The organism is Adlercreutzia muris (assembly GCF_041223505.1).
GTDB lineage: Bacteria > Actinomycetota > Coriobacteriia > Coriobacteriales > Eggerthellaceae > Adlercreutzia > Adlercreutzia muris.
This window is the reverse complement of the sequence record NZ_JBCLQK010000004.1, coordinates 1-20,515: the sequence shown is the minus strand read 5'-3', so window position 1 is coordinate 20,515 and position 20,515 is coordinate 1. Positions and strand designations below refer to the sequence as shown.

Sequence of the window (20,515 nt, the reverse complement as noted above, 5' to 3'; positions counted from 1 at the left end):
ATGGTCAACGCCGCGGTCCAGTCGTCCGAGAGGCTGGAAGGGGCGGCATCGCCCCTGGCGATGCTCGAAGACAAGGCCGACAGCGAGCAGATAACTGCCTCCGAGCTTTCCGCCGTCCGCTGCATCGTGGAAGCCTGCGCGAGCGATCTCGATGCGGTCTTGGAACAGGCCTAGATAAAACTAGAGCCAGTCCCAGTGGGACCGGCCCATGCAAAACCCGAAGGTTTTTGAATCTGCGATTATAATGCCAGCCTCAGGTCGCCTTGTCAATGAGGTTCGCCAGGAAGCGCAGATCCTCAACGCGGAGAACAACCACCGCCGCGAGCTGACCGAGGCCGAGCGCGGGCGCGGCATCCAGACCATGCTCTCGCTGGGCGTGCCCGTCTCCGATGCAGCGGCGACTGCGGGCGCCCCGGTCTCGTGGCCGTCGTGAGGCCCCAGCCCTGGGGCGAGGGGGCGGACGTCACCTTCTACTGCGACGACGAGCCCGACGACGCCTGGGAGGGCTTCAAGGAGCCGAAGGCTAAGGCCCTCGACCAGTTCATCCTGATGCGCACCATCCCGGCCTGCGTGCCCGGCCTCCCGGAGCGCGTCCCCAAGCGCGGCTACGAGCCGTGGTCGCGCGACCTGGAAGTCCTCCGCATCCGTCTGTCAGCCCGCCACCGATAGGCGCAGCCCATGGGCGCCGCGAACACCAGGAGGTCATCATGGGAAACTGCGCAGTCATCACCACGCCCGAGCGCAAGGTCGGGCTCTACCTTCACTGGAACGGAGGGCGCGACACCGTGGAGCCGCTTCTCAAGTACTGCGAGCTGCAGGGCTACCGGCCGCCGAGCCAAGACGCGTATGGCTGGGCGCGCATGTGCCAGGTCATGGGAAACTTCTTCGGGGGAAGCACGTCCCTCGGCATCGACCCCTACACCACCGACCGCCAGATGGACCCCGGCGACAACGGCGTCTACGTCATCGACGGCTGGCGGATCTCCGAGCATCTGCGGATCGAGTACGACGAGGACTGGAACGCTGTCGGGATGCGCGCGTTCGAGCCCGCCGAGGAGCACGACTGGCACAAGTTCGACGATATGCTCCGCAGCTTCGACGCGTCCATGCCCGAAGAGCTTCGTCTCGGCGAGTTCCTAAACTCGGTGGACGTGCCCGCAAGCGAGCTTGAGGTTGGCGATGAGGTGTGGATGTTCGACAGTATTCGCGGCAAGTGGGAAGTCTTCCCGGTCGTCGGCTTCGGACAGCCGAGCGGTAATCGCATCGCGGTCGAGGTCGATGCCCCGAACGGCAGGAGGGAGGTCACGTACCCTGACCTGCCATACGTCGCCAAGTGCGACCACGACGGCGACTTCTCGTGGAACTGCAACAACTACATCCACGGCGACACGGCGCGCATCAAGCCGCGCGGCCAGCAGGTTGCCGCATAGCAGCTCGCAAGCCCGTCGGCCTTCGGGTCGGCGGGCCTTCCGCCTGCGGGGTCACGAGTCGTCCCGCTTCTCCTTCAACACTTTATAGCCGACAAGCTGAACGGTCAGAAAGTCACGCAACGACTCCTCATACGACAGGATCGGATACCCCGTCTCCTTGCAGGCGGCTCGCTGAATGGGGAGCGGGTGGGTCGCAGGGTAGAGCCCAGCGACATAGTCCGACAGGTCCATGAGAAACCTGGTGGAGTCAGCCAGCTCGTCGAAGAGGCCGCGTTCAACGAGCAGACTCGATCCATCTGCCATCATTCCGATGATCTCTCGCTTGCATTCGACGAGGCATTCCAGGCGCACATTGGTCTCTATGATGCTCGTCAAAAGCGCCCCGAGTCTTCCGAAGTCCCTGTGCGAGGCGAGCATTGCCGCCAGAACGGCCGAAGCAGCCTTAAGGCCTTCGAGGGAGGACGCGTCCAAAGAACCGGGATCGATCTCTTTCATAGCTTCCAAGATCTCCCGCAATGACCGGATGTACAGGAGCAGGAGTATCTCCTCTTTAGAACCGACATAGTGCGAGAGATTGGCGCGCGAGCACCCGACCCTTTCGGCTATGGCGCTCAAGGTGACATCGTGGTACGAGCCTTCATCCAGTATCGATCGCGTGGCATCCAGGATGCCATCGAGCCTTTGGCTCTTCTGCTCACGCGTCCGCGCGCGTTGGTACGTCCGATCTTCTTCAGTCACGGTAGCTCTACCGCCTCCTTGACAAGTTGCACATCGCAACTTATAGTTAATTGCATTGTGCAACTAATTTTACGCAAGGAGTGCTCGCGATGCAATTCAGGACCGATCCCAAGAATGGCAACGAGTTGTCGGCGCTCGGCTTCGGTTGCATGAGGTTCCCTTCTTCTGGAGGACGCATCGATATTGACGCGTCTGAGCGGCTCATCGTGGAAGCTGTCGAGCGCGGCATCAACTACCTCGACACGGCTTATCTGTACAACGGGAACGAGGCTGCTCTGGGCGAGATATTCGCTCGCAACCCCGGCCTGAGGGAGAGGGTCTATATCGCCACCAAGCTGCCGATAGCGCGATGCGAGGCGTCAGGCGATTTCGATACGTATCTGGAGCGCTCCCTTGAGAGGCTTCGCACCGACCATGTTGATTATTATCTTGTCCACAACGTAACGAGCGCTTCGGCATGGGATCGCTTGAGCTCTCTGGGTTTCGAGGATTGGGTAGCGGAGCAGAAGAGGTCGAGCCGGATCGCCAACATAGGCTTCTCATACCATGGCCCCAAGGCAGATTTTCCTGCGCTGCTCGATTCCTTCGGCTGGGATTTCTGCCAGATTCAGTACAACTACATGAACGAGGACTATCAGGCGGGAACGGCGGGCCTCATGGCAGCGGCAGAGCGTGGCCTGCCCGTCATCGTCATGGAGCCGCTTCTCGGAGGCAAGCTGGCAGGCGAATTGCCAGCGGGCGCGCGGCGCGCCCTTTCCGATGCCGGCCTGAGCGACGATCCGGTACGGCTCGCCCTTCGCTGGGTATGGAACCACCCGGAAGCGACGGTGGTGCTTTCGGGCATGAACACGCAGGACCAACTGTCGCAGAATATCGAGACGGCCGAATCGGCACTCCCTGGCCCGCTCGAAGGTGCTGAGGCGGATGCGGTCGAAAAAGCCCGTGAGCACATCGCGCAAAACTACCGGATTCCTTGCACGGGGTGCGGGTACTGCATGCCGTGTCCCAAAGGAATCAACATCCCCATGTGCTTCGCTGCCTACAACACGTCTTTCGCTCACGGCTGGTACCAGGGCATGCACCAGTACATCACGGCATCGGGGGCCATGGTGGGCGATGCTCGCTTCGCGAGCGATTGCGTCAAGTGCGGAGCCTGCCTTGAGAAGTGCCCCCAGCATATTCGGATCCCCAGCGAGCTGACATCGGTGAAGCGGCGCCTTCAGGTTCCCGGCCTCCCGGCCCTGGTCAGGCTCGGCGTGAAACTGATGAGCCGCTAGCGCTAGCGTGCGAGCGTCCCTTGCCAGCCCATGCGCCCGGTGAGATAATCCATGTGCTTGAGTAATCGCATCGACAGGAACAGCCATGAAGCTCTGCATTGGGGCGGCTCCGGAAGCACACAGACGAGACGCTGACCGGAGCGAAGCCTGATAAATCGTCGGCTCCCGCAACCCGCTACGGGTTGCTTCGGCTTGCGCAGACGAACGATGGGCACGGGAACGGGCATGCGTCCGTTCCTTTTTGTTCTCACCCCATCGAAAGGCTTTCCATGTCAGCATCTGCAGATCACACGTCATCCCTTCTGGAGGGAAGCGCCCCGAAGCGCCTGGCAGCGTTCTCCGCCCCGCTCGTCGCGGCGAACCTCCTCCAATACGTCTACCAGTTCGTCGATATGGGCATTGTTGGCAACGTCGTCGGCGAGACGGGGCTTGTCGCAATCAGCAACGCCTCCGCCATCGTCTTCATCATCAGCTCGATAGCCATAGGGCTCATGTCGGGCTGCACCGTCGCGGTGGGCAACCGCGTGGGTGCTCGCGACGAGCAGGGGCAGCGCCGCGCCTTCGCCGCATCTCTCGGGGTCGCCCTTCTGGGGGCTGCGGCGATCACGCTGGCAGGCTGCGCGTTCGCGAAGCCCATTTTCACCCTCATGGGCGTTCCCGACGCCTCGCTCGCCCAAACAGCCGCCTATCTCGAGGTCGTCTCTCTGGGCACAGCCGGCCTCTTCCTGCTCAACGCGGCGTGCGCATTCCTGCGGGCGCAGGGGGACTCCGCCGGCCCCCTCGCCATCATGGCCGTCTCTGCCGCAGCGAACGTAGCCCTCGACCTCATCCTCATCGCGGGCGCCGGCCTCGGCGTGGTCGGCGCCGCCATCGCCACCGTGGCCGCCCAGGGCGCGGGGGCGGTCTTCGCCCTGTGGCTCGCGCGGCGCAGGTACGCCTCTGCCCGGAGCGTGCTCCGCTCCATGCGCGAAGCCCGGGAGCGGGGGAAAGCGATCGCGGCCGCACGGGATGTCCTCCGCGTGGGCGCCCCCATGGCCGTGCAGCAGGCCGTCATCAACCTCTCCTACGTCCTCGTGACCGCGTGGCTCAACTCCTACGGCCCGACCATCGCCGCCGCCTCCGGAGTCGGCCTCAAGATAAGCACCATCGCGGGGCTGCCCTGCTGGGGCGTCGGCCAGGCCGTCTCCGCCGCAGTCTCGCAGAGCATCGGAGCTAGGATGCCCGAGCGGGCGGTCGCATTCGCCAAGTCGGGCTGCCTCATGGCCATTGCCGTCACTGTGGGCATCCAGATCGCCGTGCAGCTGGGCGCGGGATGGCTCGTCTCGCTCTTCGGGGATTCGAGCCGGGAGCTCATCGACGCAGCAGTCCTCTACCTTCGCATCACCTGCAGCGTGAACGGAATCTTCTACGCGGCAATGTACGCCCTCGACTCATTCGCCCTGGCCTCGGGCGCGCCGAAGCTGGCCCTGGCGAACTCCCTCATCGACGCATTCGCCATGAGGGCAGGGCTGGCCTGGCTCCTGTCCGTCCCCCTGGGTTGCGGCTTCATCGGAATCTACACGGCGCAGGCGGCGGCACCGGTTCTTCCCGCGCTCGTCGGCTTCGTCTACCTCCAGCTGTGGGAGCGAAGGAATCTGTCAAGGTAGCGACCGTCTTGCCCCATGCCCATGACGGGCAGTCAGAAACATGCTCGCCGAAACCCTCCATCTTCAGGCGGAGGGTTTTTCGTTTCTCCTGCGGTATACTTTCCCCAGAAGGTAAAAACACGACCCCGTCGGGTAGTCGGGGTGCGGCCGCCCTCTTGCGACGAGCCGTCAGTAACCTGCCTCCTTGGTTGTCCCTCCTTCAGGTTCGTCATCGACATAAAGGAGGAACAACGATGAGCCTGTGCAAACTCACCGTGCGCTTCGAGGAGCCGTTCTGGGTCGGCCTCGTCGAGACGGAGGACGGTGACGGCTACAGCGTGGCGAAGCACGTCTTCGGGGCAGAGCCCACCACGCCCGAGGTGTTCGACTTCATCCGCGACCGCTGGAACGACCTGCGCTTCACGCACGAGGTCCAGGTCGAGGCCAAGGAGTCCAAGCGCATCAACCCCAAGAGGCTCCGCCGCATGATCGAGAAGGAGATGCGATCGGACGCCTGGCGCGGGACCAAGGCGCAGCAGACGCTCGCAGAGCAGCGCGCCATGGCGATAGAATCCGGCGAGGCGCTTTCCCGGCAGCAGAAGGAAGGGCGCGAGCGCGAGCAGTTCGCCAAGCGGACGGAGAAGCGCAAGCAGAAGCACCGCGGGCACTAGGTGTCGTGTGCCAATAGGTTGTTTACGCCGACGATGCGCGACATGGGTGGCAGGCCCCCGCAGCCGCTCGCGTGTCAAGGGGACGGCTCCCTTGACACGCGAGCGGCTGGAGCCGTTGTTGCGATCGGGCGGAGTGAGGAGGCTCGAAGACACCGGGGAGCGCGCAGTTCAATCGTCTTTTGGAATCAAGTGGGGCGCAGAGAGTCGAAGACCTCGGCATACCTGCAACTATCTTGCCGGAGATCGCGTCATCTAGCGAACGGGAAAGAGACCAGCGACCTAGATTCTAGTGCCATCCAAATAGCAAACTAGCCTTGCACATGTTCCGCTCGCTTGCGCTGTGGAGAAATGAAGTTTACAGACAGCGCTCTTGACAGAAGCGAAGTCCATCCTAAAATAGTATAGCATATAAACTATTTTGAAAGGAGCGGAGACATGCGCAAGGGGGTGAAAGAGGCGAAGGCCATCGAGCGCGTGCTGCACAAGTACATGCGGCTCGAAGAGATGCCGTTCACTTATGGGGATGGCATTAGGCTCACCCAGCGCGAGATTCACGTCATAGATACCATCGGGACGAACCCCGATATCAACATGACCCAGCTCGCCGAGATGCACGGCATAACGAAAGGTGCCGTATCGCAGATGATCTGCCGACTGCTCGACAAGGGATATGTGGAGAAGGTGCCCGCCCCCGAGGACGATCGCGAGGTTCGGATACTGCTCACCCAGAGCGGTCACGCGGCATACAAAGCCCACAGGGAATACCATGCGAAAAGGTCGGGCGACTTCATGGACTTCCTCGGCAGCATGAAAGCGGCCGAGTTCGCCGTCCTGCAGCAGGTTCTCGCCTCATTTGAGGCCATGGTAGACGATGCGCTAGAAGAAGCCTCCAACTAAAGCGTCCGCCTCGGGCACCCCAGGGTGCCCTTTCTTCGACCCTAATAGTTTAGATACTATATAGTATAGTTACTATACGAAAGGAAGCATATGCAGAAAAGTCAAGACAGAACAGAGCTCTTGAGATCGGCTCCGGTGAAGAGCGCGCTTTTGAAGCTCGGAACACCGACGCTGATAGGCATGAGCGTGTCGGCCCTCTACAACGTCGTGGACGCCTTCTTCGTCAGGCATCTCGGCGGGTCCCAGATGGCCGCTGTGTCGCTGTTCGCCCCCATAGCCACCGCCATGCTCGGACTGGCCCTCCTGTTCGGCGGTGGCGCGGCATCCTACATATCCCGTTTACTCGGCGCGGGAAAGCGTAGCGAGGCGAACGAGTGCGCCTCCACGTCGCTGGCGACCTCGATGGCCGTGGCGGTCCTGCTGCTGGCCGGGTTCGTCGCGTTCGCGGAGCCGTTCCTTCGTGCTCTAGGCGCGACGGACACCATGATGCCGTATGCGGCGGCCTACGCCGTCCCCTTCTTCATCGCCATGACGTTCTACGCCTTCAACGCCACCGCCAACAACCTCATCGTCTCCGAGGGTGCGACGACCGTGAGCATGGTAGCCATGCTGCTCGGTGGCATATCCAACATCGTGCTCGACCCCATCATGATTTTCGCCCTCGGATGGGGCGTGACAGGAGCCGCCGTCGCGACGCTTGTGGGAACCCTTCTGACCACCTGCGTCTACCTCTCGTACTTCCTGCGCGGCAAGAGCAGCCTCGCCCTGTCGCCGCGAAATCTCAAGCCCACGGCGGAGATGTACGCGCAGGTGCTCAAGATCGGCGTCCCCAACCTGACCTATCAGTTGCTCGTCTCGGTGGCGCTCTGGCTCACCAACGTCTTCGCCGCAGCTTACGGGGATGCCGCCGTGGCGGCGCTCGGTATTGTGGCGCGCATTATGAACCTGGCGAGCATGGTGGCTTTCGGCTTCGTCAAGGGCTATCAGCCCTTCGCGGGCTTCAACTACGGGGCCCGCAGGTTCGATCGGGTGCGGGAGGGCACGAGGGCGGCGTGCATCTGGGAGACGGCTTTCGCTTGCATCACTGCCGTGACGCTCATCATCTTCGCGGAACCTCTGCTATCGGCGTTCAGTCGGGAAGACGCCACTATTGTCTCCATCGGTACGACCGCCCTGTTCTGGAACGCATTGAGCTTCGCAACCTTCGGAGTGCAGGCCGTCTACTCCGCTTTCTTCCTGGCACTTGGCAAGGCGAAACAGGGTGCGCTCATAGCCATCGGGCGGCAGGGCATCTTCTTCATACCTGCGCTCCTCATCGGCTCTTGGGCCTTTGGGCTTCCGGGCATCATAGCCGCGCAGCCCATTGGAGACTTGCTCTCGTTCCTTCTGGTTCTTGTCCTTGTCGCCAAATCGAAAGGAGTTCTATCTGATAGCGAGATGGCAAATGCCGAGCATGCAGAAACCTCTGCCTAATACATACTCTTGAGCTGACCGCAATCGTTAGGTGTCAAGGGAACAGTTCCCTTGACGGGCGGGGTGTCAGGGGGACGATTCCCCTGACACCCGAGAAAGACAGGTTCGGGGCGGCCGCCGGCTACTCGCGCACGAAGGCGCGGTCTGCCGCGGCGTCGTGGGCCTCGTCGGTCACGTAGCGCTCGACGGTCATGCGCACGTCGTGCTTCTCGCGCAGCGCGGCAATGGCGCTCATCATCGGGGACGCATGATGCGCGTCGAGGGCCTGCTGGTCCTCCCAACTGTCGATGAGCAGCACGGTCTCGCCGCCGGCCAGGGGGACGAAGTACTCGTAGCGGAGGTTGCCCGGCTCGGCGCGGATGGCATCCACCGTGCCCGAGGCCGTCATCTCCTCGGCGAACCGCCGGGCGCTTCCGTCGGCGCCGTGGTAGTAGATGTTCACGGTGATGGACAGATGTCGAGGGGGCGGTTCCCTTGACACCCCGCCGGCATCTTCTTCCCACCGAAGAGGGGCGGCGCGGGGTAAATCGCGCAGACCTCCCGGCTAACCCACTGCAGATGGCAGCTTTGGTTGACAGATTTCCAACCATGGTTGGTAGATGCGCGGCGGCCCTTCCGCTTGAATCGAAGTGCGCTCATACTGGAACCGAGGAAAGGAAGCGCCATGAAATTCAACGAGCGACTCATGGCCCTGCGCAAGAAGTGGGGTCTCTCCCAGGAAGAGCTCGGCTTCGAGCTGGGGGTATCGCGGCAGACGGTATCGAAGTGGGAATCGGGGCAGTCCTATCCCGACTTCCAGCGCCTGGTGCTGCTGGCCGACTACTTCGACATCAGCCTCGACGAGCTGGTGCGCGGCCTGGACGTGGGCGACGTGCGCGCCCTGAACGAGTCGGAGAAGCAGCTGTCGTCCATCTACGCCGACGTGGAGGGAGGCAAGGCCGTCATGCGCAAGTACATCCGCGTGCTGCTGGGCATCGGCGCGGCGATCCTGGCATTCTTCGCCGGCATCGTCTGCTACGCCGTGCTGTTCGCGTAGAGGCAGCTTTCTCGTACGCCATAATCTCCGCGAAGGTAAAACACGATCCCGTCCCCAAAGTCCAGATGATCACCGAGGACATCGCGGAGATGATCGGACTCATCGGAGCCTAGAGGCGCCTCCTCAACAAGCGGCCAGGGAGAGCAGCGGCCTAGATGTACGCCGTATCGCCAACTTGAATGTGGCCCGATCGTGCGCCTAAATAAAACTAGGGCCAGTCCCGCAGGACCGGCCCTTACAAAGCCTCGAAGGCTTTGACATGTACGAGTAGAGTGACAGGCTCACACGGCTTTGTCAATGAGTCGGGAGAGAAAGCCGAGATACGACACGAAAGCGTTTTGGTTGCCGTATCTGCCGCAGGCGTCATCTAACCGCTCCCTCAGATCCGAGAGCCTTGCGATAGACTCCTTCGAGGTCGGGCGGCAGCCCATCCTGTCGAACATGGCAAGCGTCTCCGTCAACTGCTGGATGCGCCCGTTCCTTAACTTCGATTTACGGCCCCTCCCCTTAGGTATGCCAATCTCGTCAAGCCATCCGTAGACGGTGCTGGAGACACCCGTTGATGTCCTCGCTTCGTCCTTCAGTCCGTTGATGATGCAGCTCATAGACCTCCGAGAAGTTGTGCTTCGCCTCCTCATAGACCTTCTCGTTGACGAACTGCGAGTAGACGAAGAGCATGGCGCAGACGATTCCTAAAGCCGCGATTCACGTGACGATGATGGCAATTCTCGATCTAAGGTTCTTCATGTGATACGCTCCGAATCTGCAATCTGGCATCATCGCAAGCGTCCGCGCCTGGAGCGCCGCTATTTCGCTCTGCTTAGCCGAAGCGACCTGACACATAGTCGGCTGTTCGGCTGTCTTTCGGATGCGTGAACAACGCATCCGTGTCACCTGCCTCAACCATCTCCCCTAGGAGAAAGAACGCGGTCTTGGTAGATACGCGAATGGCTTGCAGCATATTGTGCGTGACCATGATCACGGTGTATTTCGATGCGAGCTCGGTGACCAGATCCTCGATCTTCGCCGTGGATATCGGGTCGAGCGCGCTCGTGGACTCGTCAAGCAGCAACACTTCAGGCTGAACGGCAAGCGCACGTGCGATACACAGACGCTGCTGCTGGCCACCCGAGAGCCCAAGGGCACTCTTCTTCAGGCGATCCTTGACCTCGTCCCAGATGGCGGCATCACGGAGCGACTGTTCTACGATCACGTTGAGCTCTTCTTTGCCCTTGATCCCGTGAGTACGCGGGCCGAAGGCGATGTTGTCGTAGATACTCATGGGGAAGGGATTGGGCTGCTGGAATACCATGCCCACGCGGCGGCGGAGGTCATTGACCGGCAGGCCACCATAGATGTCGTCGCCATCCAAGGAGACGCACCCGTCCACGCGGCAGCCGTCCACCAGGTCATTCATCCGGTTCAAGGTCTTGAGCAACGTCGACTTGCCGCATCCCGAAGGCCCGATCAGGGCCGTCACCTCGTTCTTCGGAAAATCGAGCGTGACGTCTTTGAGAGCATGGAACTCTCCGTAGTAAAGGTCGAGTCCCTCAACGCCCATCTTCACTTCAGCGGCGACGGCTTCCGCCCGTGCGCTCTGCATGCTTTGCTCCTTCTCAGGTTCCATGATTCTCTTTTCGGGTGCTGTGACTGCGTCCATCATCTACATTCCTCTCTTAAGCCTCTTTGCCGCGAAGTTCGCTCCCATGTTCAGAATCACGATGAGGATCAGGAGCACGACGGCTGTTGCATAGGTCTCGTCCATGTGAAGGCCCTCGCTTGCGAGCACGTACATGTGGACGGCAAGCGTCCTGCACGAATCGAAGATTGCGAAGATGCCCTGTCCACCGAAATCGGGGATCTGCGCCACGGTGCCAGCGGTGAAGAGGAGCGCGGCCACCTCTCCAACGCAGCGGCCAAGGGCAAGCAGCACGCCGCCCACGATGCCAGGAAGCGCGCTTGGCAGCACACAGCGAAAGATCGTCCTGACATGGCCCGCCCCCAATGCGAAGCCGCCCTGCTTGTAGGATTCGGGGACAGCGAGAAGCGCCTCTTCGGTAGTGCGCATCACGACGGGGAGCACCATGATGGCGAGCGTGCATGCGCCGGAAATGAGGGAAAGCCCCCATCCGAGCATGGTCGTGAAGAAGAGCAAGCCGAACAGACCGTAGATGATTGAGGGGATGCCCTGGAGCGTCTCTGCTGTCATGCGGACCGCCCTCACGAAGCGGCTCGATGAGCGCGCGTACTCCACCAGATAGATTGCCGCGCCAACGCCCGTCGGCACAGATAGCGCCAAAGCAAGCAGGGCCATCAGGATGGTATCGATGAGAGCGGGCATGAGCGAGACGTTCTCGGAAGTGTAGGTCCACTCGAACAGGGAGGGCTTGAGATGAGGGATGCCGTTTATAAGGATGTATCCCACGATCCCCGCCAGGACCAGAGCCGTGAGGATGGCTCCCACGTACACGAGAGCGCGCAGAATCTTCGACGTCATCGCTCCTCACCCCGCTTCTTGATGGCGCTGAACAGGAGGCTGATGAGCATGATGAAGACGAACAGCACGACGCCGGTTGCTATGAGAGCGCCCCTGTGGAGGTCGGCGGCATAGCCCATCTCCAGAACAATATTCGCGGTCATCGTGCGAACGCCGTCGAAGATGGAGTTCGGTATGACGGGCTGGTTTCCCGCGACCATAACGACCGCCATGGTCTCGCCGATCGCGCGCCCGACTCCCAGCACGACAGCCGCCATGATTCCCGAGAACGCAGCAGGCACGAGGATGCGGAACACGGCCCACTCATGGGTTGCGCCCAGGGCAAGGGCCCCCTCGTAGTAGCTTCTCGGAACGGCATCGAGGGCGTTCTTCGCCACGGTGATGATGGTGGGAAGGATCATGATCCCCAGCAGCAGGGATGCTGCCAGAAGCGAAAGGCCCCTGCCAGGCATCGTCATCCTGATGAAGGGGACGAGCACCATCAACCCGAAGAAGCCATACACGACAGAGGGGATGCCGGCGAGCAGCTCGATGCCCGGCCGCAGAACGGATGCGACCCTGCTGCCCGCAAAACGCGACAGGTATATCGCCGTCAGGATGCCCGCCGGAACACCGACGAGGATGGCACCGGCGGTCACGTAGATGCTCCCCACGATCATGGGAAAGATGCCATACATGTCGCTTCCCGGCTTCCAGGTGGTGCCCAGCAGGAACTCGGGGATGCCGATCTGGAACATCGCCGGAAGCCCGTTGGCGAAGAGGAACACGCATATCAGGGCAACTGCCAAGATCGAAATCGCGGCAGCGAGGGTGAACAGCGCCCTCGCAAAGCCTTCTTTCCTTGCAGACTTCGACATATAGCTAGCCGATCACTTCTGCCCACGTGAGCGCTTCGCCAGAAAAGATCGCCTTCACTTGGTCGCTGGTGAGGCTGTCGACGATGGATGCGGGGGCGACGATCACGGCGATTCCGTCCTTGGCGATAGCCGTGGCGCTGACCCCGGACGAAGCCTCCGAATCCTTCAGGTCACGCGATGCCATACCGATGTCGCACGTGCCCTCGATGGCCATGTTGACGCCGGTGGTGGAGTCGGATTGCTGAACCTCGATGGTTACGTCAGGATTCACGGCCTTATACGCTTCGGCGAGCTTCTCCATGATGGGGGTGACCGAGGAGGATCCCGCGATCACGACTTTGCCACTTGCGCCAGTAGCGGTAAAGGGAGCCGCATTCTCGTCAACGCCTATGTAGCCGTTATCCTCGATGATCGCCTGACCATCGGAGCTCATGATGAAGTCCACGAAGTCCTGTGCCGGTGCGCTGAGGTTCTCGGCGAACACGATGTTGAATGGCCTGGACACCTTGTAGTCGCCGCTCTTCACGTTCTGCGCCGTTGCCTCGATGCCGTCGATCTTGACGGCCTTGACCGAATCGTTGAGCGAGCCGAGAGAAATGTATCCGATACCGTCGGGGTCGCTCGCTACCGACGTCATCATCACGGAAGTAGAGTTAGTGATGGCGGCTGCATCCGTCGTCATGTCAATCTTGTTGCCGCTCGCATCCTTCTCCTCAAGTCCGAACAGTTCGATGAACGCACCGCGCGTGCCCGAACCATCTTCACGTGAGTAAACCGATATCTGATTGCTCGTCTGCGCCTCGGATGCGCTGGGACTCCCCGATTGGGTTTCGGGTGAAGAACAGCCGAAGGCGCTCATCATTCCGAGCGTGAGAATCGCCGCCGCAGCGATAGTGAGTACTTTTCTTGTCATGTTTTTGGTCATGTCGATTCCTTTCTCTGAAAGACGCCTCCTCTCACAGGAGGGAGCCTAAGAGGAGGCTCTGCTCAAGTATGACCAAGCTGTAAGTGCGCCTTGTCAGAGGCCCGTAAAGTCTTTGCAAAGTTTCACGGCAGAGCAAATCGAAACGGGACACCTTCTTCTCAATTTGGAACATCTTTTTCTCGGATGAATCACAGAGTTTTAGCCTTGCTCGTGAAATGTGCATCCCCGGAACTATCGGTGATATATACGGAATGCAGGCACCTTGATAACCGCATCGAATACTCATTTCGAGTTGCGTCACAACTGCGCGCTCTGCGCAAGCATGCGCTTGGGGCGTTCGCATCGTTGTGGCGTTTATCCAAACACCCCATCATCGCGGTCAGCGACGCTGGCCGCCTCACATTCGAGAGGAAGCGACTATGAAGGAAACCTATGGCGAGAACATCAAAACCGTCTCAGTCCTTATAGGGCATGCGAGCTCCGCTTACACGCTCGACCTCTATGCGGCCTACGTGCCCAACACGGGCATAGGGATCGACAAGCGCTACATGAGCTTCCTTCGAGCCGCCGCCTAGGCGCACGCTCGTGATGATTTGCTGAAATACCTAAGGGTGTTAAGGAGGTTAGAGTATAATGTTTTTTCATTGCGGGCGTGATTCAATGGTAGAATTTCAGCTTCCCAAGCTGACCACGCGGGTTCGATTCCCGTCGCCCGCTCCAGCGAACCCTCCGGCCCCGTCCCTCGACGGGGCCGTTTTGCATTTCGGGACCGGTTGGCGCCACCCGAGCGACTCCTCCCAGAAAGGATGCCCATGAACGGCGCGGTCATTCGCCGCTGCCTCCATAGGCTCAGGCTCGGGCCGAGCACGTCACCCCGGGGAACTCGTCATCGTGCGCGTCCGCAGCACCCCGAAACCAAAGCAGCCCGCCCGGCGCCGAAGCGCGCGAGCGGACTGCTCCTCGTCAATAGGCCCGAAAGACCCCAGAGTCCTATAGCGCCTCGGCAATTACCTCGCCCAAGCGACGGATGCCATCGCGAATGGTGTCGGCATCGGCATTGGTGAAGTTCAGACGCATGGTGGAATAGCTCCCCGGCTCGGCGTAGAAGGGCTCGCCGGGCACGAAGGCCACGCAGCGCGCGAGCGCCTTCGGGAACAGATCCATGGTGTTGATGCCCGCCGGAAGCGTCGCCCACAGGAACATACCGCCCTGGGGCTTGGTGAACGCAACCTCGGCCGGGAAGAACTCCGCCATGGCATCGGTCATGGCCTGTGCCTGGTCGCGGTACAAATCGCGGATCTTCACCAAGTGCTCGTCCAGATCGTTGTGGCGCAGATAGTCCAACACCACGAACTGGGAGAACACGTTGGTGTGCAAATCGGCGGCCTCCTTGGCCGTGTTCAGGCGACGCAGCAGCTCATGATCCTTCGTCAGCAGATAGCCCATGCGGAAGCCCGGCGTCACCGTCTTCGAGAACGAGCCCATGACCACCCCGTGGGGCAGCGCCGTGGCCCCGATATAGGGCAGGGATTCTCCTTCGAAGCGCAGCTCGCCATAGGGGTCGTCTTCCACCACCACGATGTTGCGATCAGCCAGAATCTCCCGCACCTTCGCGCGGTTCTCGGCCGTGTAGGTCAGGCCCGTGGGATTCTGGAAGTTGGGAATGAGGTAGATCATCTTCGCGCCGGCTTCGAGCGCCGCGGTCAACTCGTCGGTGTTCAGGCCCTCCTCGGTCAGCTCCACCTCGCGGAACACCGGCTGCTGTAGCGCGAAGGCCTGGATAGCGGCGAGGTAGGTGGGCTTTTCCACGATGACACCGTCGCCCTTGTCCAGCAGCACCTTGCCCAGCAAATCGAGCACCTGCTGCGAGCCGGTGGTCACCAGCACGTCATCGGCGGTGTAGTCGGTGCCGAAGCGGTGGTTGTAGCGCTCGGCGATCCATTCCCGCAGCTCGGGAATGCCCGCGGTCATCGAGTACTGGAAGGCCTCAGGCCCACGCTCGGCCACCACGCGCTGCATCGACTCCATGAGCTTTTCCTGGGGAAAGGAAATAGGATTGGGCAGGCCGCCCGCAAAGGACGTGATAGCCGGATCGGACGCCGCCTTCAGAATGGCGCGCACGAACGACGGCGGGGTGTTGGTGATGCCGTCGGACAGCAGCTCGTCGATGGCGAACTCCGTTGCAGTTTCAGTCGTGGTCATAGGTTGCCTCCGCTCGCTGGGAACTCTCCCTACCATTGTTCCACGAACCGCCCCTCGCTTACCCCAGTTTTTTGCCAACGCGCCGAAGTGGGGCGGGAACACGCACGACAGCCGCGGCCCAGGCTCGATGGCCGAGAGCATGGGGCAATGCGCGTCTGGCGGCATAATGGGATTTCGGCATATTTGCAGGGCTGGTAGGAGAAAGGAATCCCATGGATTATGCAGACCTCATCACCCAAAGAATCGAGTTTGCCCGCCAAGAACGCGGCATGAGCATCGCGGAGCTGGGGCGTCGCGCCGACATCGACGGCAAGCGCCTCTGGTACGTACTGCGGAAGAATCGCCCCATGCGCACCGATGAGTTCATGCGCCTGTGCTTCGTACTGGGCCTCGGTACCCAATGCTTCCTCACCAAGGCCATGGCCGCCGAGTTGAGTGGCCGACGGCGACGCGTGGCCGAGGAATTCGGCAGAGGAGCGACCGGTCCCATCGGGGGCGCCCTGCGTCCTTAGCCCCTCCAGCAACGGGCGAGCCCCGGCGGGGAGGAGCCGGGGCTCGCCTATGAGGGATCAGGCGGCGCCCGAGGGCACAGCGCCGCGGGGAGGGTCCAAACGATCCCGGCCACCAACGGCGGGGCCGGGATCGCCCACCTTACGCCAAGGCCTCGGCCACCACTTCGCCGACGTTCTTGCCGAACACCTCGATATCGCACACCGCATTGCCGCCGATGCGGTTGTTGCCGTGAATGCCGCCGGTCACTTCGCCGGCCGCGTACAGCCCGGGAATCGGGTTCCCGCTCGCATCGAGGGCCTCGTTCTTCGTGTTGATGCGAATGCCGCCCATGGCGTGGTGAATGCCCGGCGCCACCTTGATGGCGTACATATTGCCATCGACGAAGGCGATGCAGCCCTCGGTGCGCCCGAATTCGTCGGCGGCGCCGTCGGTGGTGATGGCGTTGTAGGCGGCGATGGTGTCGGCCAGGGCCGCGGCGTCCACGCCGATGGCGCTGGCAAGCTCCGCCACGCTGGCGCCCTGCTGCACAATGCCGGCGTCGTCGTACTTGCTGATGGCCTTGTTGGCGTCATAGACCTGCTGGTCGAACACGCACCAGGCGAATCCGCCGGGCTGCTCCAGCTCGGCTGCCGACACCTTGTCGCGCGTGGACATCTCGTCGAAGAAACGGTTGCCCTCGGTGTTCACGAGAATGGCTCCGCCGCCGCGCACGCCCTCGGCTACCAGGGTGGACGTCTCCTGCTCAACGGTGGGATGAATCTGAATCTGATCCATCTGAATAAGCTCGGCGCCGGCGTTCTCTGCCATGACGTAGCCATCGCCCGTGGCCCCCGGCTGGTTGGTGGTCACATAGCCCGCCAGATCGGGGCGATACTTCGTCACCATATCCTGGTTCGCGCCGAGGCCGCCCGTCGCGAGAATAACGGCGCGGGCGTTGAGGTTCTTCGTCTTGCCCTTGTCATCCACGGCGATGCCCACCACGGCGTCGCCGTCCTTCAGCAGCTCCTTGGCCTCGCAGCTCATCTTCACCGGAATCCCGCGCTCCTCCACGGCGGCCATGAGGCCGGGAACCAGGGTCAGGCCCACGGCCGAGCCGTCCGTGGGACGATGGCAGCGCTTCGTGGACATGCCGCCGGTCATGGTGATGTTGTCCAGCTTGATGCCGAGGCCGTCCAGCCAGTCGATGGCGCCGGCCGAGTTGTCGCACATGAACTGCACCAGCTCGGGATCGCCGGTGTCATGGCCGCCCTCCAGCGTCTCCGCGGCGAAGGCATCGTTGCTGTCTTCGATGCCCTGATCCTTCTGGAACGTCGTCTCCGAGGCGTTCATGCCGCTCGAGGAGTAGTTGGTATTACCGCCGTTCACGGCCATCTTCTCCAGAATCACGACATTCGTGAGGCCGCGGTCGTAGGCGGCAATGGCGGCCGACAGGCCCGCGCCGCCCGTGCCCACGATCACCGCATCGTAGTCCTCGCTCTCCGCCGGGCTCTCGCTGGCCGCCTTCGACGGCGTGCAGCCCGTCAGACCGAAACCGCCGAGAGCCACCAGCGCCGCCGTGGCCCCCATCCCGGCGACAAAGCCGCGGCGGCTCAGCAGCCGCGATGCCTCCATGCCCGACGGGCTTGCGATACCGTTGATGAATCCGTTCATGATTGCTCCCTCCGAAATGAGAATGGATTGAGAAGGGGCCCGGCGCCAGCCTGAGCCGGGCCCTCCCGCAGTGCCCCTGCATCATCGGAAAAACGCCGGGTGAGAGCTACACCCACCATGGGTGTATTTTCCCGAATAGGCTATACTGGGGCACCGTATCTGCATCGGAACCAGCCGAGAGGAGGCAGCCCGTGAACCCGTCGCCCACGTCATCGAGGAAGCGCCGAAGCGTCCTCGGCGCCGGCTGCGGTCTCGCGCTCATGTTCGCCGGCGTGTGGACGTGCGACAATGCCACCCTGGCTCTGGCGGATCTGCCCGGAGGTTACCTCTCCATCCGCTTCTTCTCCCTCATCACCTACGGCTTGGCCCTCGCCTTCGCCTGGCGCATCGGCTCCTTTCCCATTGCGGGCCCCCGGGCCGATCGTCGCAAGAAGACGCTTCTTGTGGAGTTCGTCATCGCGGGCGGCGTTCTGTTCGCCATCGGAGTCGCAGCCCTCATCCTCGCAATCGGCGACCCGCGAAACCCCCTGGCCATCGGGGGAGCCCTGCTCATGAAATGCGTGGGGCCGCTTCTCAGCGTCGTCCTCCTCTTTGAATTCGCAGCCCTTCCCCACCTCCTCGTTATGCGAACCACCGCCGTGGCCATGGCCGGGGCCTTCGCTTTCGAGGCTTTGGCGAAATCGGTCGGCGAGACCGTCGGCGCAAGCCCCGTGGCCTTCCTGGCTCTCGGAGCTGCGGCCCTCATCGGAGCTGGAAGCGTCAGCCTCGCCCTGCTCGACAGCACCCGCACTGCCGCGGATGCCGATCATGAGACCCGCGAGACGGTGCCCCTCTCGCGGCCCCAGCTCGCCTCCGTCATACTGTGCATCGCCGTAACCTCCCTCATGCTGGGCTTCATGCGCAGCGGCGAAACCCCGAGCAATTCCGTGGGAACCCTGGCCGCCCTGGTAGTTCTCACCGGGGTGCTCCTGGCCGTGCGGCGCTCCCCCGCGTTCGATCTCAACGGCTGCTTTCGCATCGCGACCATCTGCGTGGCGGCAGGATTGCTCTTCGGGCCCCTTCTCGCGCTGTTGCCCTTCGACGGCAGTGCCCTGCTCGTCGGTATCGGCACCGCCCTCTTCGAGATGCTCATCTGGGTCATCTCCGCCGTCGTCGTCCGTTCGCAACTGAGACCCCTCCGAGCGGCGGCGGCCGTTCGCCTTCTCGCCGTCGCAGGTCACGGCCTGGGAGCCCTCATGGCCGTCGGAGCGATCTGGGCAAGCACCGTCATTCCCCAAGCCACCGAAGGAGCGGGGCTCATTATCGTCTTCCTCTTCGTGCTCATGCTGCTCTTCGTCGCCAAAAGCGATGCAGCCCTCGAAGAGGAGGATCACGCGGACCCTCAAGCCGAAGCCATCGTGAGCACCACCGAGAGCAGCATTCCAGAAACACCCGCCGCCGCACCGATCGGAGCCAGCGCTGCCGTTCTTGATAGCGCCATCCCCGCTGACGGCAGCAGCAGCGACCCCTCATCCGCCCCGGTGGAAGACGCTGCTGCGGAGGCCCCTAGCACGCAGCACTTTTGGGAAGATCCCTGCGCCGAGCTTGCCCGCACGTGGGGTCTGACGCGCCGGGAACAGGAGGTGCTCGTGCAGCTGGCTCAAGGGCGCGATCTCGCCTTTATGGAAGAGCGGTTCACACTCTCGCGCAACACCGTGAAGATGCACATCCGCAATGTCTACGCCAAGCTCGGAGTCCACGGGAAACAGGAAGTCATCGATCTCGTCGAGGCGACCCGCCATCGCGGAGCACCCTTCAGTCCGGTTCCTAAGCCATAAGCAGAGCCGCGGCGAAGGTCGCAGCCCCGGTAAGGATACCAGCCAATGCCCCGGCCACGATATCCCGAGGAAAGTGCACGCCCCCCAACACGCGGCACCATCCCAAGGCACCCGCACAAGTCATAAGAGCAACGGCAACGGAAGCGCTCGCAACGAACCAGCACGTCGCAATGGCGAAGGCCGAGAAGGCATGACGCGAGGGAAATGACCGCCCCACTCCCTCGCGGGGAATGAGCGGCGTGAATGCGCAGCGCTCATAGGGCCGAGGCGCATTGAAACGGCGCCGGAAAAGGCTTATGAGCCCGAAGGCCACGGCCGGGATCCCCGCAAGAGGCACCAGCCGCAGCGGAGCATGGAGGGCCTCCACCAGCAGCAGAGCCCCATAGGCCCCATAGAACAGCAGCGTCAGCAGTCGATTGGCAATCACAAGGGCCCGCAGGCATCGAGGATGCTCCCGCAGAACCATCGCGCGACACTCATAGCGCTCGGCATAGGCCGCAACTCGCTCGTTCTGTCCTACCACTCGAAAACGCCTTTCTTCCGACAAGTCCGCCCCACGACGCCTCACCTCCCGCCACTGCCCGCAAAGGCTGCAATCCGGGACGACGAAGCGGAGATCGCGCGCAGCACGGCCCCCGGGGAACCGGCCCCAAAAACAAAAAAGACACCCTATGCGGCGTCTCTCATTCTAATGCATTTTGGGAAGGGCCCTCCCGCGGAACCGGCCGCCCGGGAGGCCCGGCGCCGCGGCGGCGCGCGGCCCATCCGGCAAACCGGCCCGAGAACAAAAAGGCGCCCCGCACGGGCGCCGGCGACGATGGCGTTGCCCTGGCCGCGCGGAGACGAGGCCCAGAAAGCAAAAGGCACCCCGCGGGGTGCCGAAGACGGCATCGGCCCCGTTCGCCGG

General features: G+C 62.3%; 23 protein-coding genes and 1 tRNA gene. 14 read left to right on the top strand and 10 right to left on the bottom strand.

Going from position 1 to position 20,515, the window contains the following annotated elements; translation table 11 throughout:
- The 4 genes from AAK988_RS05060 to AAK988_RS05045 are packed head-to-tail and all read left to right on the top strand — an operon-like array spanning position 1 to position 1,430.
- Positions 1-174: a hypothetical protein gene (locus AAK988_RS05060; RefSeq protein WP_369873759.1), complete on the top strand. Its 174-nt coding sequence runs from the start codon at positions 1-3 to the stop codon at positions 172-174.
- A 34-nt stretch (positions 175-208) separates the two neighbouring features.
- Positions 209-433: a hypothetical protein gene (locus AAK988_RS05055; protein WP_369873760.1), complete on the top strand. Its 225-nt coding sequence runs from the start codon at positions 209-211 to the stop codon at positions 431-433.
- Complete coding sequence (locus tag AAK988_RS05050) at positions 421-669, top strand: hypothetical protein (protein ID WP_369873761.1); 249 nt, start codon at positions 421-423, stop codon at positions 667-669. Before AAK988_RS05055 ends, AAK988_RS05050 begins: the two co-directional genes overlap by 13 nt.
- Positions 670-707: 38 nt before the next feature.
- The gene (locus tag AAK988_RS05045) at positions 708-1,430 is read left to right on the top strand and encodes a hypothetical protein (RefSeq protein ID WP_369873762.1); all 723 of its coding nucleotides are present in this window, start codon (positions 708-710) and stop codon (positions 1,428-1,430) included.
- 51 nt (positions 1,431-1,481) lie between these two features.
- Here the strand turns inward: AAK988_RS05045 and AAK988_RS05040 are convergent, their stop codons facing one another.
- Positions 1,482-2,168: a TetR/AcrR family transcriptional regulator gene (locus tag AAK988_RS05040; protein WP_369873763.1), complete on the bottom strand. Its 687-nt coding sequence runs from the start codon at positions 2,166-2,168 to the stop codon at positions 1,482-1,484.
- Positions 2,169-2,257: 89 nt separating this feature from the next.
- Here AAK988_RS05040 and AAK988_RS05035 point away from each other — a divergent pair, with 89 nt between their 5' ends.
- The 5 genes from AAK988_RS05035 (at position 2,258) to AAK988_RS05015 (ending at position 8,111) form a co-directional block, all read left to right on the top strand.
- On the top strand, positions 2,258-3,445 hold the full coding sequence (locus AAK988_RS05035) for an aldo/keto reductase (RefSeq protein ID WP_151429467.1): 1,188 nt from the start codon (positions 2,258-2,260) through the stop codon (positions 3,443-3,445).
- 269 nt (positions 3,446-3,714) lie between these two features.
- Entirely contained in the window at positions 3,715-5,091 is a 1,377-nt protein-coding gene (locus tag AAK988_RS05030) for an MATE family efflux transporter (RefSeq protein WP_151429466.1), read from the top strand.
- A 233-nt stretch (positions 5,092-5,324) separates the two neighbouring features.
- Positions 5,325-5,741 (top strand): YjdF family protein, encoded by a 417-nt coding sequence (locus AAK988_RS05025; RefSeq protein WP_151429465.1) that lies wholly within the window; start codon positions 5,325-5,327, stop codon positions 5,739-5,741.
- Between the two features lie 435 nt (positions 5,742-6,176).
- Positions 6,177-6,638: a MarR family winged helix-turn-helix transcriptional regulator gene (locus AAK988_RS05020; RefSeq protein ID WP_151429464.1), complete on the top strand. Its 462-nt coding sequence runs from the start codon at positions 6,177-6,179 to the stop codon at positions 6,636-6,638.
- Between the two features lie 150 nt (positions 6,639-6,788).
- Positions 6,789-8,111: an MATE family efflux transporter gene (locus tag AAK988_RS05015; protein WP_369880467.1), complete on the top strand. Its 1,323-nt coding sequence runs from the start codon at positions 6,789-6,791 to the stop codon at positions 8,109-8,111.
- A gap of 121 nt (positions 8,112-8,232) precedes the next feature.
- Here AAK988_RS05015 and AAK988_RS05010 read toward each other — a convergent pair whose 3' ends face one another.
- Positions 8,233-8,592 (bottom strand): putative quinol monooxygenase, encoded by a 360-nt coding sequence (locus tag AAK988_RS05010; RefSeq protein ID WP_369873765.1) that lies wholly within the window; start codon positions 8,590-8,592, stop codon positions 8,233-8,235.
- Positions 8,593-8,775: 183 nt separating this feature from the next.
- On the opposite strand from AAK988_RS05010, the gene AAK988_RS05005 reads away from it, so the two are divergent.
- Positions 8,776-9,147 (top strand): helix-turn-helix domain-containing protein, encoded by a 372-nt coding sequence (locus AAK988_RS05005; protein WP_369873766.1) that lies wholly within the window; start codon positions 8,776-8,778, stop codon positions 9,145-9,147.
- 281 nt (positions 9,148-9,428) lie between these two features.
- Here the strand turns inward: AAK988_RS05005 and AAK988_RS05000 are convergent, their stop codons facing one another.
- From AAK988_RS05000 to AAK988_RS04980, 5 genes are all read right to left on the bottom strand, one after another.
- Positions 9,429-9,752 carry a hypothetical protein gene (locus AAK988_RS05000; RefSeq protein ID WP_369873767.1) on the bottom strand — a complete coding sequence of 108 codons (324 nt, stop codon included), beginning with the start codon at positions 9,750-9,752 and terminating at the stop codon, positions 9,429-9,431.
- A gap of 215 nt (positions 9,753-9,967) precedes the next feature.
- Positions 9,968-10,774, bottom strand: a complete 807-nt coding sequence (gene pstB / locus AAK988_RS04995) for a phosphate ABC transporter ATP-binding protein PstB (protein WP_440132285.1) — start codon at positions 10,772-10,774, stop codon at positions 9,968-9,970.
- A gap of 36 nt (positions 10,775-10,810) precedes the next feature.
- Entirely contained in the window at positions 10,811-11,644 is an 834-nt protein-coding gene (gene pstA, locus AAK988_RS04990; protein WP_135970602.1) for a phosphate ABC transporter permease PstA, read from the bottom strand.
- Entirely contained in the window at positions 11,641-12,501 is an 861-nt protein-coding gene (gene pstC / locus AAK988_RS04985) for a phosphate ABC transporter permease subunit PstC (protein ID WP_136435441.1), read from the bottom strand. The genes pstA and pstC overlap by 4 nt, the downstream gene beginning before the upstream one ends.
- Positions 12,502-12,505: 4 nt before the next feature.
- Positions 12,506-13,426: a substrate-binding domain-containing protein gene (locus AAK988_RS04980; protein WP_369873768.1), complete on the bottom strand. Its 921-nt coding sequence runs from the start codon at positions 13,424-13,426 to the stop codon at positions 12,506-12,508.
- Between the two features lie 419 nt (positions 13,427-13,845).
- Between AAK988_RS04980 and AAK988_RS04975 the strand changes: the two genes are divergently transcribed.
- Positions 13,846-14,001, top strand: coding sequence for a hypothetical protein (locus AAK988_RS04975; protein WP_369873769.1), 156 nt, complete (start codon positions 13,846-13,848; stop codon positions 13,999-14,001).
- 71 nt (positions 14,002-14,072) lie between these two features.
- Positions 14,073-14,146, top strand: a tRNA-Gly gene (locus AAK988_RS04970).
- A 270-nt stretch (positions 14,147-14,416) separates the two neighbouring features.
- Here AAK988_RS04970 and AAK988_RS04965 read toward each other — a convergent pair.
- Positions 14,417-15,628 carry an aminotransferase-like domain-containing protein gene (locus tag AAK988_RS04965; RefSeq protein WP_170272665.1) on the bottom strand — a complete coding sequence of 404 codons (1,212 nt, stop codon included), beginning with the start codon at positions 15,626-15,628 and terminating at the stop codon, positions 14,417-14,419.
- A gap of 212 nt (positions 15,629-15,840) precedes the next feature.
- On the opposite strand from AAK988_RS04965, the gene AAK988_RS04960 reads away from it, so the two are divergent.
- Positions 15,841-16,140, top strand: coding sequence for a helix-turn-helix domain-containing protein (locus tag AAK988_RS04960; protein WP_135970604.1), 300 nt, complete (start codon positions 15,841-15,843; stop codon positions 16,138-16,140).
- Between the two features lie 139 nt (positions 16,141-16,279).
- Here the strand turns inward: AAK988_RS04960 and AAK988_RS04955 are convergent, their stop codons facing one another.
- Positions 16,280-17,791 carry a flavocytochrome c gene (locus AAK988_RS04955; protein ID WP_369873770.1) on the bottom strand — a complete coding sequence of 504 codons (1,512 nt, stop codon included), beginning with the start codon at positions 17,789-17,791 and terminating at the stop codon, positions 16,280-16,282.
- A 191-nt stretch (positions 17,792-17,982) separates the two neighbouring features.
- Here AAK988_RS04955 and AAK988_RS04950 point away from each other — a divergent pair, with 191 nt between their 5' ends.
- Positions 17,983-19,608 (top strand): helix-turn-helix transcriptional regulator, encoded by a 1,626-nt coding sequence (locus AAK988_RS04950; RefSeq protein WP_242370381.1) that lies wholly within the window; start codon positions 17,983-17,985, stop codon positions 19,606-19,608.
- Here AAK988_RS04950 and AAK988_RS04945 read toward each other — a convergent pair.
- Positions 19,598-20,131 carry a phosphatase PAP2 family protein gene (locus AAK988_RS04945; RefSeq protein WP_135970606.1) on the bottom strand — a complete coding sequence of 178 codons (534 nt, stop codon included), beginning with the start codon at positions 20,129-20,131 and terminating at the stop codon, positions 19,598-19,600. The genes AAK988_RS04950 and AAK988_RS04945 overlap by 11 nt on opposite strands.
- Positions 20,132-20,515: the final 384 nt, after the last annotated feature.

Bases quoted from the DNA above. Each gene is read 5' to 3' on its own strand.
- AAK988_RS05055 (WP_369873760.1), top strand. From the start codon at position 209: ATGCAAAACCCGAAGGTTTTTGAATCTGCGATTATAATGCCAGCCTCA.
- AAK988_RS05005 (WP_369873766.1), top strand. From the start codon at position 8,776: ATGAAATTCAACGAGCGACTCATGGCCCTGCGCAAGAAGTGGGGTCTC.
- AAK988_RS04975 (WP_369873769.1), top strand. From the start codon at position 13,846: ATGAAGGAAACCTATGGCGAGAACATCAAAACCGTCTCAGTCCTTATA.
- AAK988_RS05025 (WP_151429465.1), top strand. From the start codon at position 5,325: ATGAGCCTGTGCAAACTCACCGTGCGCTTCGAGGAGCCGTTCTGGGTC.
- AAK988_RS04955 (WP_369873770.1), bottom strand. From the start codon at position 17,791: ATGAACGGATTCATCAACGGTATCGCAAGCCCGTCGGGCATGGAGGCA.
- pstC (WP_136435441.1), bottom strand. From the start codon at position 12,501: ATGTCGAAGTCTGCAAGGAAAGAAGGCTTTGCGAGGGCGCTGTTCACC.
- AAK988_RS04965 (WP_170272665.1), bottom strand. From the start codon at position 15,628: ATGACCACGACTGAAACTGCAACGGAGTTCGCCATCGACGAGCTGCTG.
- AAK988_RS05045 (WP_369873762.1), top strand. From the start codon at position 708: ATGGGAAACTGCGCAGTCATCACCACGCCCGAGCGCAAGGTCGGGCTC.
- pstA (WP_135970602.1), bottom strand. From the start codon at position 11,644: ATGACGTCGAAGATTCTGCGCGCTCTCGTGTACGTGGGAGCCATCCTC.
- AAK988_RS05060 (WP_369873759.1), top strand. From the start codon at position 1: ATGGTCAACGCCGCGGTCCAGTCGTCCGAGAGGCTGGAAGGGGCGGCA.
- AAK988_RS04980 (WP_369873768.1), bottom strand. From the start codon at position 13,426: ATGACCAAAAACATGACAAGAAAAGTACTCACTATCGCTGCGGCGGCG.
- AAK988_RS05000 (WP_369873767.1), bottom strand. From the start codon at position 9,752: ATGAGCTGCATCATCAACGGACTGAAGGACGAAGCGAGGACATCAACG.
- AAK988_RS04960 (WP_135970604.1), top strand. From the start codon at position 15,841: ATGGATTATGCAGACCTCATCACCCAAAGAATCGAGTTTGCCCGCCAA.
- AAK988_RS05030 (WP_151429466.1), top strand. From the start codon at position 3,715: ATGTCAGCATCTGCAGATCACACGTCATCCCTTCTGGAGGGAAGCGCC.
- pstB (WP_440132285.1), bottom strand. From the start codon at position 10,774: ATGGAACCTGAGAAGGAGCAAAGCATGCAGAGCGCACGGGCGGAAGCC.
- AAK988_RS05035 (WP_151429467.1), top strand. From the start codon at position 2,258: ATGCAATTCAGGACCGATCCCAAGAATGGCAACGAGTTGTCGGCGCTC.
- AAK988_RS05020 (WP_151429464.1), top strand. From the start codon at position 6,177: ATGCGCAAGGGGGTGAAAGAGGCGAAGGCCATCGAGCGCGTGCTGCAC.